The 13,661-nt window shown below is 54.1% G+C and carries 17 protein-coding genes; all 17 read left to right on the top strand.

Annotated features, from left to right (window positions below; translation table 11 throughout):
- The first annotated feature begins 3 nt into the window (after nt 1-3).
- The 17 genes from MJ770_RS09035 to MJ770_RS08960 are packed head-to-tail and all read left to right on the top strand — an operon-like array spanning nt 4 to nt 13,300.
- A complete protein-coding gene (locus MJ770_RS09035) occupies nt 4-663 on the top strand; it encodes a phage tail protein (RefSeq protein ID WP_239253243.1) in 660 nt (219 codons plus the stop codon).
- Between the two features lie 49 nt (nt 664-712).
- Nucleotides 713-1,039 carry a phage tail assembly chaperone gene (locus MJ770_RS09030; RefSeq protein ID WP_239253242.1) on the top strand — a complete coding sequence of 109 codons (327 nt, stop codon included), beginning with the start codon at nt 713-715 and terminating at the stop codon, nt 1,037-1,039.
- Nucleotides 1,012-1,362 (top strand): DUF1799 domain-containing protein, encoded by a 351-nt coding sequence (locus MJ770_RS15680; protein ID WP_445083146.1) that lies wholly within the window; start codon nt 1,012-1,014, stop codon nt 1,360-1,362. The genes MJ770_RS09030 and MJ770_RS15680 overlap by 28 nt, the downstream gene beginning before the upstream one ends.
- 27 nt (nt 1,363-1,389) lie before the next feature.
- Entirely contained in the window at nt 1,390-5,655 is a 4,266-nt protein-coding gene (locus MJ770_RS09025; protein WP_239253241.1) for a phage tail tape measure protein, read from the top strand.
- Complete coding sequence (locus MJ770_RS09020; RefSeq protein WP_239253240.1) at nt 5,652-5,894, top strand: hypothetical protein; 243 nt, start codon at nt 5,652-5,654, stop codon at nt 5,892-5,894. The genes MJ770_RS09025 and MJ770_RS09020 overlap by 4 nt, the downstream gene beginning before the upstream one ends.
- Before the next feature lie 47 nt (nt 5,895-5,941).
- Nucleotides 5,942-6,391, top strand: a complete 450-nt coding sequence (locus MJ770_RS09015; protein WP_239253239.1) for a hypothetical protein — start codon at nt 5,942-5,944, stop codon at nt 6,389-6,391.
- The gene (locus MJ770_RS09010) at nt 6,391-6,720 is read left to right on the top strand and encodes a hypothetical protein (RefSeq protein WP_239253238.1); all 330 of its coding nucleotides are present in this window, start codon (nt 6,391-6,393) and stop codon (nt 6,718-6,720) included. Before MJ770_RS09015 ends, MJ770_RS09010 begins: the two co-directional genes overlap by 1 nt.
- Nucleotides 6,721-9,309: a phage tail protein gene (locus MJ770_RS09005; protein ID WP_239253237.1), complete on the top strand. Its 2,589-nt coding sequence runs from the start codon at nt 6,721-6,723 to the stop codon at nt 9,307-9,309. It begins immediately after the preceding gene.
- 3 nt (nt 9,310-9,312) lie between these two features.
- Entirely contained in the window at nt 9,313-9,678 is a 366-nt protein-coding gene (locus MJ770_RS09000) for a hypothetical protein (protein ID WP_239253236.1), read from the top strand.
- A 40-nt stretch (nt 9,679-9,718) separates the two neighbouring features.
- Nucleotides 9,719-10,336, top strand: coding sequence for a hypothetical protein (locus MJ770_RS08995; RefSeq protein WP_239253235.1), 618 nt, complete (start codon nt 9,719-9,721; stop codon nt 10,334-10,336).
- Entirely contained in the window at nt 10,337-10,864 is a 528-nt protein-coding gene (locus tag MJ770_RS08990) for a DUF4376 domain-containing protein (protein ID WP_239253234.1), read from the top strand.
- 3 nt (nt 10,865-10,867) lie between these two features.
- Nucleotides 10,868-11,173: a hypothetical protein gene (locus MJ770_RS08985; protein WP_239253233.1), complete on the top strand. Its 306-nt coding sequence runs from the start codon at nt 10,868-10,870 to the stop codon at nt 11,171-11,173.
- A complete protein-coding gene (locus MJ770_RS08980) occupies nt 11,170-11,817 on the top strand; it encodes a hypothetical protein (protein ID WP_239253232.1) in 648 nt (215 codons plus the stop codon). Before MJ770_RS08985 ends, MJ770_RS08980 begins: the two co-directional genes overlap by 4 nt.
- Nucleotides 11,818-11,827: 10 nt before the next feature.
- Nucleotides 11,828-12,145, top strand: coding sequence for a phage holin family protein (locus MJ770_RS08975; RefSeq protein WP_239253231.1), 318 nt, complete (start codon nt 11,828-11,830; stop codon nt 12,143-12,145).
- A complete protein-coding gene (locus MJ770_RS08970) occupies nt 12,145-12,567 on the top strand; it encodes a M23 family metallopeptidase (protein WP_239253230.1) in 423 nt (140 codons plus the stop codon). Before MJ770_RS08975 ends, MJ770_RS08970 begins: the two co-directional genes overlap by 1 nt.
- Nucleotides 12,564-12,806, top strand: a complete 243-nt coding sequence (locus MJ770_RS08965) for a hypothetical protein (RefSeq protein WP_239253229.1) — start codon at nt 12,564-12,566, stop codon at nt 12,804-12,806. The genes MJ770_RS08970 and MJ770_RS08965 overlap by 4 nt, the downstream gene beginning before the upstream one ends.
- 2 nt (nt 12,807-12,808) lie before the next feature.
- Nucleotides 12,809-13,300: a hypothetical protein gene (locus MJ770_RS08960; RefSeq protein WP_239253228.1), complete on the top strand. Its 492-nt coding sequence runs from the start codon at nt 12,809-12,811 to the stop codon at nt 13,298-13,300.
- Nucleotides 13,301-13,661: the final 361 nt, after the last annotated feature.

The raw sequence follows: 13,661 nt of genomic DNA, 5'->3' as shown, positions 1-13,661 counted from the left end.
GCCATGGCTATCACCCTCTCAACCGGCACCACCGCTGCCATCGCCAGCACCTACGACTCGGCGGCCACATTCACTTCGGCCAGTAACGCCAGCGAGTGTGTTTTATCGTATGTATCTGACCCCGGCTACATTGTAGGCGACATCCTCGAAGTATCGTCTGGCTGGGGCTTGCTGAATGATCGTGTGGTACGCGTGGGCGCAATCGCAGGCGCTGGCCCGTACACGGTCACACTGGAAGACGTAGACACAAGCTCTACCAGCGACTATCCAGCCGGTACCGGCGGCGGCACCACCCGCGAAATCACTGCCTGGACAGGTATCAGCCAGATTAAAGGTATCTCCACTTCCGGCGGCGATCAAAACTTTACCGATGTCAGCACAATCGAGGACGTCACCGAGCGCGAAATTCCGACCACGAAATCTGCGGTAAAGGTCGAGCTGGAAATGTATGACGACGCCGCACTTGCGCACTATGCGGTCGTGGTTGCAGCAGCCGACACCAGCACCAAAACCGCGATGCGCCTGGCATTCAAGAACGGCTCATTCCTCTATGCCAATGCCTATTGGTCTATCCAGAAAGTGCCAAGCATCACCAAAAACGAGCCATTGATGGGAAAAATCAGCGCCTCTTATGCTGCCGAAGCCATCCGCTACGCATCCTAACCAACCCGCCCGGCTTGCCGGTCGCTACTTATTACTCAGGGAATAAAACATGTTCAAAATACAACCCAGCCCCACCTTCTGGGGCAAAGTGCCAGTCGGCATTCCAGGCGTAGCAAAGCCAGCCATGCTCGACATCGAGTTCCAGCACAAAAAGCGTGAGGAGATTCAAGCTATTTGTTTAAGAATGAAAGATAACGAAATCTCCCCACAAAATATTAAAACGACAGCTAAAGAGGTTGTTGTTGGCTGGAAAGAGGTAGACGAAGAATTCTCGCAGGATGCGCTTGAGCTTCTACTGGAAAACTTTCCCAGCGCCGCGTCCGCCATGGTTGAAACTTACCTTAAAGAATCGATCGAGGCCAAGGGGAAAATCTAGCCGCCATTGCCAGCGCTTTTTATGCTGGCGGTGGCGGCGGGCCGACAGACGAAGAACTGAAAGCGGCCGGGTTAACACGGGATGATATCGCCGGGGAGGAAGATGAGATTGTATGGGTTTGGCCAGAACATGAAAAAGCGCTGGACCTGTTTAATGCGCTGGTCACCCAGTGGCGTAGCGGGTTTAACGGTGCTACGGGGCTGGACTACAACGTTTTGCCGTTTTTGTTCGAACTGTACAGCGTTGAAAAAGCCCAGCAATTAGCGCGATTTGATGAGCTTCAAATAATGGAGCGCGCAGCACTTAAGGCGATGAAGAAATGATGAGCCAGGTAATCACCGAGGGATGATATGAGCACCAGAATTAATTTTTTATTGACCCTTGTTGATAACGCATCCAATGGCCTGCGGCGATTTGGCGCAGGTGCCGAAGCGGTTGGCCGCTCGATGGAAGGTATTGGCCTGCGTATCGGCGCGATGGGGCTGGCGGCGAATGCGGGCCTTTCCAGGATGGGGCTTGATCTTACGAGTGTGGCCACGTCGGCGATTGACGCCGAAAAGTCATTGATAGGCATCGCCAGCACAGCGGGAATCAACGGCGATGCCGCAAAAGATGTGGCGGACAAGTGGGGCGACGCACTGTTTGGCATTGCAAAAGGCGCGAATCAGGCCAGAAGTGATGTAATTGTTGCGTTTCAGGATTTGGTCGGTAAGGGTATTAATGACCAGGACGCACTTAAAATGCTGGCCCCGATCGGACGCGCTGCAACGGCCACCAGCTCAAATATCAGCGATCTGGCTTCGGCCACCGCCGCCGGATTTACCAAGCTTGAGATTGATGCTGGTCGGGTAGGTAAAGCGCTCGACATCATGGCGCAGGCGGGTGACCGGGGCGCTTTCGAGCTGAAAGATATGGCGCAGTTTTTCGACATGTTGACGGCTAAATCGGCCGACCTGGGCGTCAAAGGTGAGGCAGCGCTGGCACAACTGGCCGCTGCTGCGCAGATTGCCCGGCGTGGCACGGGTGACGCCGCCAGTGCAGCGACCAACCTTGCGAACTTCCTCGATAAATTAAACGCGGTTACGACGGCCAAGCAGTTTGCAAAAATAGGCGTTGATCTGAGCGAGATTAAAGATGAGGCGCGCGCCAGCGGTGATTTTATCGGTGGGATGATCGCCAAAATAAAAGAGCTTTCGGGTGGTGATGCGGCGAAGATATCAGCGCTTTTCCCGGATGTTCAAGCGGGGTCATTTGCCCGGCAAGCGGTGCGCGACATCGAGCTGTATCGCGACATCGCACTGGATGCGGCCGCCGCAACGGGCGTGGTGGGAGAGAAATTTGATACCCAGCTTCTGGGTACCGCCGAAAAACTTAAAGGCGCGCAAATCAATTTAGAGGCCGCAATCTCGGCTAGCGACGCAATTAAAAAGCTATCTGATGCGCTGGAAGGGCTTTCAGATTGGGCAGCAAAAAACCCGGATACGGCCGCCATGATCGGGATTGGTCTGGCGACAACGGCGGCGGTTGGATTGGTGGGCGGGGCTATTGTGGCGGGGGTTGGCACCCTTATTACGACCGTGGGCGCACTGTCGAAGGCACTGAGCGGGGTGGCGACATTCATGCTGGCTAACCCGGTCGTAGCGGTTATTCTTGGTGTGGCTGTTGCTGGGGCTGCAATTTATTATTACTGGGATGACATAACGGCCGCGCTAACGTCGTTTTGGGCATCTACCAAAGCATTGTTTTCCGAGGGTGCGGAAGCGGTAAAAAAGGGATTTGATGCGCTGAATCCCTTGCCCTGGATTAAAGATAAATTTAGCGCTGCGCTGGCGTATTTGTCTGGCGTTGCTGCCAGCTGGAACGCCGCCGGAGCCGGTTTAATCGCCGCTTTGCGTGCCGGTATCACCGCAAAGCTGGCAGGCGCGCTGGGGATTGGCGAAAAAATATCCGGCGCGATTGATTATTTGAAGGGCGAGGTGGGCAAGTGGTCGCATATCGGCAAGGACCTGATGCAGGGATTGCTGGACGGCATTAAAACCAAATACACCGAAATTGTCGACCGCGTGAAAAATCTCGGTAGCGACATGCTGAAATCGATTAAGGATGTGCTCGGCATTCGCTCGCCGTCATATGAGATGCAAAAGGTCGGAGAGGCGACGGGTGAGGGGTTGGAGGTGGGGATAAAGTCCACCCAAGATTCTGTTGTTGACGCCGCTTTAAGTTTGGGCAGCGTGGCGGTAAACATTCTGCTTGCAAAACTGGGGCTTATTCAAGACAAGGTCAGCGTTGCGCCCACCACTTTTACCGCCCGTCTCGAAGAGGAAAATGTTGTATTAAAAGAGAATGCAATCCAGGTTGAAAAAAATATCACCCTGTGGGAAGCGTTTGTTGGACGAGCGGGTGACGCGTGGCGTAGCGTGGTCGCAATAAAAAATAATTTTAGCGCAAGCATATCCCAGTCCTTAACGGACGGCATTGCCGCCGGGAAGGAAGCCGGTTTAATTTTAGAAGGTACTTACAACGGGATTGCCAGTACATTAAGCAATACATTTATGTCCGTCGCGAAAGATTTGCGCGACCAGCTTAAAGAAATGTTTAATAGACTAGTGTTGCGTCCGGTTATAGAGGCCGGGGTGCAGGGCGTTATCGGCCCGTTAACATCCGTCTTTGGCACCTTGGCGGGCGCGCTGGGTCTGGGTGCTGCTGGGTCTGCGCAAGCCGCTGGCACGACTGGTGCAAGCGGCAGCGGCGACCTGTTGTCGTTGGCCAGCACGCTTAAAACCGGTTATCAGGCGGTATCAGGTTTTTTTAGCGGTGGCTCAGCCTCTGCCGCCACAGCCGGCACCACAACCGCCGCCACATCGTCGGCCTCTAGCGCTGCGCCATCTGCTGCCCTTGGTACCGCCGCCACCTACCTTGGATCGGCCGCCGCCGGGTTTGTGGTTGGGAAAATGATCTCGGGTGGATACAGCGCGCTAGGCAAATCAGGAAACGCCGCGGTGATTGCCGGTACGGCCATCGGGGCACTAACCCCGCTGGGGCCGTTAGGCGCAATTGTTGGTGGTGCGATCGGCGGCGTTGTTAACCGTCTGTTCGGCCAAAAACTAAAAGAAGTTGGGCTGCGCGGGACATTTAGCGATAGCGGCTTTTCGGGCGAGAATTATACTTTTTCAAAGGGCGGTCTATTTGCCTCGAATAAAACCACAACATCAAAGCTTGACGCAGGTATGCAGGCGTCTCTCGATAGTGCTTATAGCAGGCTGAAAGGCTCGGCTATTCTGCTGGGCGGTGTATTTAAAGACACCTCCGCGGACTTGGATGATTTTTCGTATGCGCTCCAGCTTAATTTTAAGGGGTTGGACGAAAAACAAAGCGCAGCATTGCTGACCGGTGAATTGACCAAAATGGGCGACGCCATGGCCGCGCAGGTGCTGGATAGCATCGCCCGTGCCGAGCTGGAATCTGCTGGCATGGCTGATGTGCTCGCCGCAGATATTACCCTCTTTTGGCGCAAATTAAGCCGCACCGGCGAGAGCGCCTCAGACACGATGAACCGTCTGTCCGGCAGTCTGGCCGGAGTAAACGGCTGGCTAGAGCGCACCGGCATGGCCCTGTATGCAACCACCCTGTCCGCCGCCAATATGGCCTCGGGACTGGTCGATCTGTTTGGCGACATGGATAAATTCAATGCCGCCTTGACTGGATATACCGCCAATTATTTCACCGCTACTGAGCGCATGAATATTGCCACCGGCGACATGACCGACCAGTTCGCGGCCCTCGGGCTGGTGCTGCCGGGCACTACCGAAGAGCTGCGCGCAACCATTGAAGCGCAAGATCTCACCACAGCATCAGGCCGCGAAACCTTTGCCACACTGGTGCAGCTGTCCGGCGGGTTTAAAGAGCTGACCGCCGCCGCAGGCGGCGCAGCCCTGAACGGCCGCACGCTGATGAAAGCCTGGGAAGAGCAGGGCACGACGATGGCGGGGTTGATTAATACCTTTGATCGTAGCGCGGCATCTGAAAGCCAGCTGACCAACGTGGCACGCTCGCGTTATGAGATCGAGCTGGCCCTGGTAAAACAAATCGAAAGCGCGCTGCAAAGCACGCAAGCGATGTTTGCCAACACCATCGAAGAAATGAAGTTCTCGATTCTGGATGAAGAGGGTAAATATAACTTTCTGGTCGACAAATCCAAAACATTGGAAACGTTATTCGCCGCGGCTACTGACCCCAGCGAAATCGAGCGTCTGGCCGGTGAGCTTAACCAGACCAGCCGCGACGCCTGGATGCTGCTGGGCGACGAAGAGAAAAAAATCAAGCTGGCCAGCTTTGAAACCTATTTGAAAGAGCTGGACGCGCTGACAACCTCGAAACTGGGTGAGGTGAATGCCAGGATTAAAGACGAGGGCAGTAATTCCAAAAACTCAAACGAAGCGATCGCCGACGCGATTTCACGCGGTATCGAAAGCGCGCTGGCACGCGGGGCAAAAGGATTTGAAAAAGCGGCTACGGCGATGAAGGACGCCGCCGAAACGCCAGTAAAAGTTGATAACCGCGTGACGGTGGATGTCAATGTTGATATGCCTTCGAATGTGGAAGTGGGGATTGCATGAGCGACGATAAGAAGCAAGATTTATTGAATGCCGTGACGGCATCAATTCCTTTTAAAGAGGTAACGGAAATAAGTTTTTTTGCTTTATCGGGAAGTGCTGAGCATAAAGGCGAACATATATCGCTCGGCATCGACCTGGGGTGTGGTTTGAATATTAAATACAAGGGGAAGCACTATCGAGCGTCACCGGCTGACATTATAGGTGGGGTGATTGAAGCGGTAGATAAGGCTGATGAATAAGGATTTTATGAGATGCGTAGATTAACAACACGTCTTGGATCGGATAAATGATCACCACCCCTGCCTATTTCGTTCAAATCAACTTCAGTACCGTGTTGCGCCTGTCTTCGCGTGGTGACCAGAGCTGGGACGGTTACGCCTGGACAGGGGGACGGCTGGGTATTGTTCAAATAGGCAATAACGGCGGGCAAATCGAGCTGATCAACACCGATCTGGTGGCCGGTGCGCTGGCGCTGAATGAGGGCGTGACCGACCGTGCCGTGACTGTGTGGGCGTTTGACGGTGATAACCCGGCCAGCCCGGTGCTGATTTTTTCCGGTGTGGGCGATCGGCTGGATATTGGCGCGGACAAGGTGCGCATTGCGCTGGTGACAGAAAACAGCCGCACGTTGTCCAGCCCGCGGCGTTTTGTTAATTCCACGGCGGGGTTTAATCACTTGCTGCCTGCTGGCACCAGCATCGCGTGGGCTGGCCAAAACTACCTATTGGAGCGCTAATGGCAACCTATCCGACATTACCCACCCGCCCCGGCGGTGACCCAAAGCCCATAAACGGCATCGAGATTGATCGCGCCGAAGACGGCACCGCCCGCGGTCGCAGTTATCACAGCAGCGAAAAGTCGCGCTTTGTGCTGGACCACCCATGGCTGACCTTTGCGCAAAAAGATGCGCTGGCCACGTTTTACGCGACCAACAAATTAATCCCGTTCGATTATTATTCGATCACTTCTGCGGCCACGCACAGCTGCCTGTTTTCCGCCCCGCCTGCCTATGAATACCACGCCAGCGGCTACTGGACGGCTAAAGTAGAAATGGAAGAGGTGTAAATGCCACTACCCGCCTACGGCCCCCCGCCGCTACCAGAACGCTTTGCTAATCGCCAGGCGCAGAACGTGCTGCGTCTGGCGCGTCTTGAGGCTTCGCAGGCAGTTGTACCAACCCGCCTCGATATTAACGCAGTGGCGACCCCGCCAAAGGCGTCGCAATTAAGCGTCGCCGCTGAAAATGCGCCGTTGCGGCTGGTTTATGGTCGCCAGCGCCTGGGCGCGCAGTTGGCCAACCTGATGATCTACGAGAATCAGCTGGTCGTGCATGCGATCTGGTGTCAGGGCGAAATCAGTTCGTTTGAATTGTTTACGATGAACGATGCCGCCCTGCCGGCCAGTGTTACCGCTACCCATTACACCGGTGCGCCTGGCCAGACAGCAGACGCCACCCTGATCGCCGCGTTTGCCGCCATGGGCATTACCTATGCCGACACGCTGGACGGCATCGCGTATTCTGTTTTTCAGGTGCCGGTGGATGTCAGCAGCGGCTTGCCGCAATTCGCGGCAGAAATAAAAGGCTTTGAAGTCTACGACCCGCGCACGCTGACCACGGCATGGAGCGATAATCCGGCGCTTTGCCTGGCTGATTTTATCGCGTCCGCCAGTTACGGGTTAAATCGCACCACGGATAGCGCCAGCGTCGAAGATGCCGCGGACGAGTGTGACGAAGTGGTGGGCGCGAATGCCCGGCGGCGCTTGAATCTGGTGATTGATAAAGTGGCCACCACGCGCCAGCACCTTGAAGCCCTGCGCGCATATGCCGGATGCTTTATCGTTGAAACAGGTGGCAATCTAAAGCTGGTACCGGACCGCCCCCGGGCGACCGACCACACCGTTACCGGCTCGGATATTATGTTCGGATCGTTAAAACTTTCTCGGCTGGGCGTGCAGGATGTGCCGACCGTGGTCGATGTGCGCTGGACAGATACGTCGGTTACACCGTGGATCGAGCGCAGCGCCATAGCTTATGCCGACGGCGTTATTGCAGGCACCACCCCACGCCGAGAGTCTCAAATAAGCCTGCCCGGCATCCATTTGTATAGCCAGGCATACCGCGAAGCGGTGGAGCGTCTGAACCATTTTGCACTGGAAGATCTTGAAGCGGAATGGACCGGCTTTGATGAAGCAAGCGCCATCCTGCCCGGCCATATTGTCAGCCTGACCCACCCTGTCGGCCTCACGGCCAAGCTGATGCGCGTGGTGGACGCCACGGCGGTTTCAGCTGGCCGCTGGCGAATCAAAGCCCGCGAATACGATCCTGCCGCCTATTCCGATGACGTGGTGAGCGAGCCAACCTATAGCGACACCAGCTTGCCCAGCCCTGCCAATCCTGATGCTGTTACCGGGCTGGTGCTGACTGAAGAAGTTTACCAAATGGCAAACGGCACCTGGACTACGCGCATAAAAGCGGAATGGGATGCGGCGGACTATCCCTATATCCGCCACTATCGGGTCGAGGTCTACCAGTTGGGAGAGCTGATTTATTCCGGCACGCCAGAAACGCCGATTTATCGTACACCACCCGTGCAAGAGCTGGTGGCGTATGTGGTTAAGGTTTCAGTGGTCAGCACGATCGGCGCGGTGGGTACGGTCGCGCAGGCGGATATCGACATTCTGGGAAAATATCTGGTGCCGTCCGATGTGCCCGAGCTCACCGTTTTCGAGGCGGGTGGTAGTGTGTATATGGCTTGGAATCCGGCGGTAGACGTTGATATCTGGCGCTACGAAATACGTTACGGCATTGTCAGTGGTGACTGGGAGTCCGCCACGCTGCTCGACCGTGTGGACGCGCTGCGCTTGACGACCAACACCATCGCCACCGGCACCTGGGTGGCTTATGTAAAAGCACTGGATTCTGTGGGCTTGTATTCCAATGCTGCAGCCTCTGCCACGTTTACTGTTACCAGCGACGCCGCCGCGTTTCTGGTGGATACCTACAACAGCGACACACCCACCCTGACCAACATGGCCGAATACGACCTGTTTGACGGCGTGCGAAACTGGGTGACGGAAGACGGCGTCGCCTTTGCCACCAAATGCAGCGCCAATTTAGACACCTACACCGACCCGCTGGCCACCTACCACAGCAGCCTGACCAGCGAATGGCTGGGCGAGTCGGCAGATTTTGGCCTGTTGGTCGGGGGGCAATGGACGGGCACCGCGTCGGTCTCCGCGCTCAACGGCAGCATCGCCAGCTCGATGGGATTCAGCGATGACGGCACCACCTGGGCATACCAAAGCGGACTCTCGCACCGCATAAGCTCACGGTTCGCTCGCCTGAAACACCAGGCACTTACCACCAGCACGCTAAAAGCCAGCGTGCCGACGCAAAGTATCCGCCTCGATGCCGTGCCGCGCGAAGAGGTGGGGGCGTCCACCAGCAGCGCATCCGGCCCGATAACAATCACGCTGGACAATGTTTATGTGGCCGTTAAGCGCATCATCATTACGCCAGAGGGCACCACCGCCCGCAGCTCCACTTACGACAACATCGTCATGAGCTCGCCCACCACCTTCGACGTGTACATTTTCAATGACGCAGGCGTAAAAATTGCCAGCCCCTTCCGCTGGGCTTTTCAAGGAGTTTAAGTAGTGACCTATACCGCATTTGATAAAACCCTGCCGGATGCGACCACGCAAAACGGCACGCAGTTCGCCCAGGCGATTCGCGACAACCAAGCCGCTTTGCGCGATGCAATTGTGGTGGGCGCGCTGAAGGGCTGGAATTTCAGCAAGTCAGGCGGCACAGACGAGCAGCCCGCCACAATTCTGTATAAAAACAGCACGCAATGGCTAAAGATTGCGCTGACCTGGGGCACAACTGGCGGCGAGGCAGGGAATGTGACCGTGGCGGTTTACTCGTATTCAAGTAATAGCGGCGTGGCTTACGACACCATTGGCACCAAAACCATCACCTGGGACGCAGCCGGGCTGATTACTGCTACAACATGGAGCTGAAATTGAATCTTAATAAAGACCTGAATACGGAGCTAAAAAAATGATTGAAGTATTGCTGGGAGTACCTGCCAAGGTTAAGACATTAGTCGACCGCTTGACCGCCACACGTGCTGCAAGGCTGGATTATTTGGATGCCGCCATCTCCTCTAGAGCTCCGGCTTCTACGGCGGCATCCAATGCAGTATGGACGGATCCACGGGCGGCGAAGCTGGATACGGTTGCGCTAGAAACCACGCCATTACTGGCCGCGCCGAAGGTGGCCGGATTAATTCCGCAAGCGCCAACGGCCGTCACGCTCTCTGCGACCACAGACGTCTATACAAAAAATTCCGGCCTGGAACATTTGGCCGTCACATCGACCAGTTACGTTAATGCTGTGAATTACACCGGCAAAGGGGTGCTCGAATTCGCCGCCGCCCAGCATGACACAAACAGCATGACCACAACCATGAAAATCACAATCGACGGCGTGAGCAATATTGAGGCACCGGTCGTGGGGAGTGGATTCACCGGTACCGTCGCAGCGATGGTGGGCGTTATTAACTCCAGCGCCCAGGTGTCACTGGCGGCCATCCCGTTTAAAACCTCGTTGAAAATAGAAGTAAAAGTAACAGCCGGTACCGGCCGATCATTTATTAAATACAGAAAGGTGGCCTAAATGTCTTATCGACTTGCAGAACGCGGCGTCATCCGTTTATCAGACGATTTATTAATCACGATAGATATGCCCGAATGGCAGGACTATCGCGAATGGATCCGCATGGGCGGCCTACCTCAACCAATGGCTGCGCCAGCCGGGCCATCAATGGTAGAGGTGTGGGCTGAAATTAAAGCGGCTATCACAGCAAAGCGTGACTTGGTGATGTATGGCGGGATAACGGTGGACAGCGTTTTGTATAACACCGACGCGGCCTCAATGGCCCTGCTGGCGCAGCTCATGCTGTTCTCAAATAACGACACCGACCGCGAATTCAACGTAAAAGCCGCTGATTTGCATCATGTAATTAAAACCCACGCGACGCTTACGGAAATGTTCGACGCGGTGAGTGAGCGCGTGGCGCTGTGCTTTGACAATGAGGCGACGCATTTCGCTAACACGGACGTGATTGCGATCAGCGGATTGTCCGATGAAAACAAGATCATTGAGCTGCGCGCTTATGATTATTCTACGGGCTGGCCAACCTGAGCAGTGGATACCACTTTATTAAATGAGACGTTGACTGTCGAAATGCTCGAAGGGCGCGTGCTGATTATTCGACGTCACATTGATTCAGAGAAAGTGCCGGGGCCGGTTGCCTGGTCGTGCGCGGTGTATTTCTGTCCGAACGCGATTGCAGAGGTGCATATTCTGCACGGCACCCCGGGGCCTACGCGAAAAGAAATCCGTCTATGCGCCCGCCATATCGAATCTTTTGGATACCGCGTTATCTGGCGCAGACACAAACACGCCGTTCGAAAATTGGTTACGTTAAAACCTGAAAGGAAAAAGAAGTGAAAAACTTGATCGCGGTGCTGTTTGTTTTGTTCAGTGTTGAATGTGCGGCGCAGCTGGTGCCGAAAGAAGCCAACACATTGAGCGTTGATCGGCAAAAGGTCACGGGTGAATTCAGGGCTGATAATAACTTACACACGGGCATTAAAAGCGACACGTCAATTGACTTTAATTCCGGCATGGCCGGTGCCAACTTCAGCATTTACGGTATCGCGCGCGGCAAGAACAATGCAGGCTGGTGGGGCGTGCACGACATTGTTGGCGTGCACGGCACCGCAATCAAAAATGGTATTTTTTGGGCAGCAGGAATGCATTGTGATGTTTATGATTATGTCTCTGGCGGCACATCAATTTGCCTTAATGTTGAGTTCCCGCAAACACAAATCGGCACGAATACCATCGGCATGAACTTGCAGCCACACCCCGAATCGAGAGGGATAACGGGTATAAATTTCCAGCACCACAAATCATTTGATACCTCAATGGATGCGCCGAATATGAACTTTATTTTCGGTGAGGTTGATTTTGTACCATTCGGATTTCGCTTTAATACAGAGCGGCAATCGCTGGTGTTTTATCGCGCCATCGGCTGGCCAGAAGAAACCCGCGTACATGAAATAAAAATGGACTTTGGCCAAGCTTTTTAAGGGGTTTCAGATGATGGATAAAGACCCCACGAAATGGGAAGAAGGAATATGGCTGCTGGCCATCGGCATGTCGTTGGCGGGTGGGTTGGCCAAGTGCTATGTCAAATTTATCGGCCGCAAAATAACCGTGCGCGTCTGTATCGAATTTGTCGCAGAGCTATGTATTTGCGTCATGGTCGGCTTGGCCGTATTTATGGGCGTGATGTCGTTTGATTATCCACCTGGTGTGTCCGTCTCGCTAGCCTGCATGGGCGCGCATATGTCGACTGGCCTGATTCAACCCATTGAAAACGCAATTCGAAACCACTTGAAAAAAAGGGGAAATTAATGTTTGAATTAATACCGCCAAACAGAGGTACAGACAAATGGGGCAGCGGACACTACCACGCGTCACGCGGCACGCATTTGCATAACGGCGTAGACAAACTGGCCATGGCAGGCAGCCAGCTTAAATCGTTGACTGATGGCTACGTCACAAAACTTGGATTTGCCTACGCGGATGATTTAAGTTATCGCTACGTGCAAGTGTCGGACGGCCAAGGCCATGACCTCAGATATTTTTATCTGGACCCGAAAGTTGAAGTTGACCAGCGGGTTTACAAAGGCGACATCCTGGGCGAAGTACAAAATCTTGGCCGACGCTATGCTGGCATCGGCAATCATTTTCATTTTGAAGTGCGGCTGAATGGCGGGTTTATTGATCCTGAGCAATATATTTTAACGCTGCGAACAGGGCGGGTGGCGGCATGAAAAAAACAAAGCGCGCCTGCCTAATGCTGGTGAAATCAAAAACCAATATATTCGCGGCCGTGCTGGCTGGCCTAAGCGCCCTGCAGCTCGCTATGCCGTCCCTGGTCAAAAGCATGACACCTGAAATGTTTGCTGCAGTAGGCGTCTGCATAGCCGTGGCAATTGCTTTTTTTCGAAGCCTGACAAAAGATTCGTTAGGTGACAAAGTGGATAAACCGACTGAAAAGACGGACGAATAAAAATGATCCAGGCTTGGATTGCAAAATATATATTTTTAATCGGCGGGGTTCTGTTGCTGGCCGTGCTGGCTGGTCTGTTTGGATATAAAGCAGGCCGCGTCCACGTGCAAGAAAAGTGGGACGCCGCCAGCGCCGCCCAACTGGCGGCCACCAGCCAGGCAATCATCCAGCGCGTGCAAGAAAACGAAGCCCTGCGCCTGCAGCACTTAAAAGAAAGCAAACAACGAAAAGAAGATTATGAAAACGAAATCGCTGCTCTTAATAAGCGTCATCATGACGGCCTGTTCATCAGTAAAGCCGCCGCCTGTGACAGTAGCCCTGCCGTGCGCACCCCCCAGGCAGCCACCAGCCGAACTGATGACCCCCCCGCCAGCATCAGACTACCAGGACAGATTGAACAAGATCTTCGGGCTTTAGCTGATGATGCAAACCGCTGCGCGGTCAAGCTGAGAAGGCTGCAAAATTGGGCGGTTGATATGGTTAGCCAATCTTAACTCTTTAAGAATTTGGCCGCCTTTGTGGAATGCTTCCCCTGTCTGTGCGGCTGTTATACCAAAATCAACTATAGCCACCTCAATCGCCGCAAGCCTTTTGTCGTCCATGTTCTCACCATCCTAATTTAGATTATTAACCTGTGTTTATTATGATACACAAAGTCAAGCGTAATTATGTTTTTTTGCCGCCTAAAATGCTGAACAAAATGCTGAACAACCAGACGCAAAACAGCACTAAATAGCACCAAAAGCGAACATCCTAAAATACATAAGTGTTTGACATTGTTGATATATCAATATTGGATAGCGGGTTCGAATCCCGCCCTCTCCGCCAGTATCATTGGCCTGTTTTGCAAATGCT

The organism is Candidatus Nitrotoga sp. M5 (assembly GCF_927904885.1).
Classification (GTDB): Bacteria; Pseudomonadota; Gammaproteobacteria; order Burkholderiales; family Gallionellaceae; genus Nitrotoga.
The sequence above is the reverse complement of the archived record's forward strand: the minus strand, read 5'-3'. Positions and strand labels throughout refer to the sequence as shown.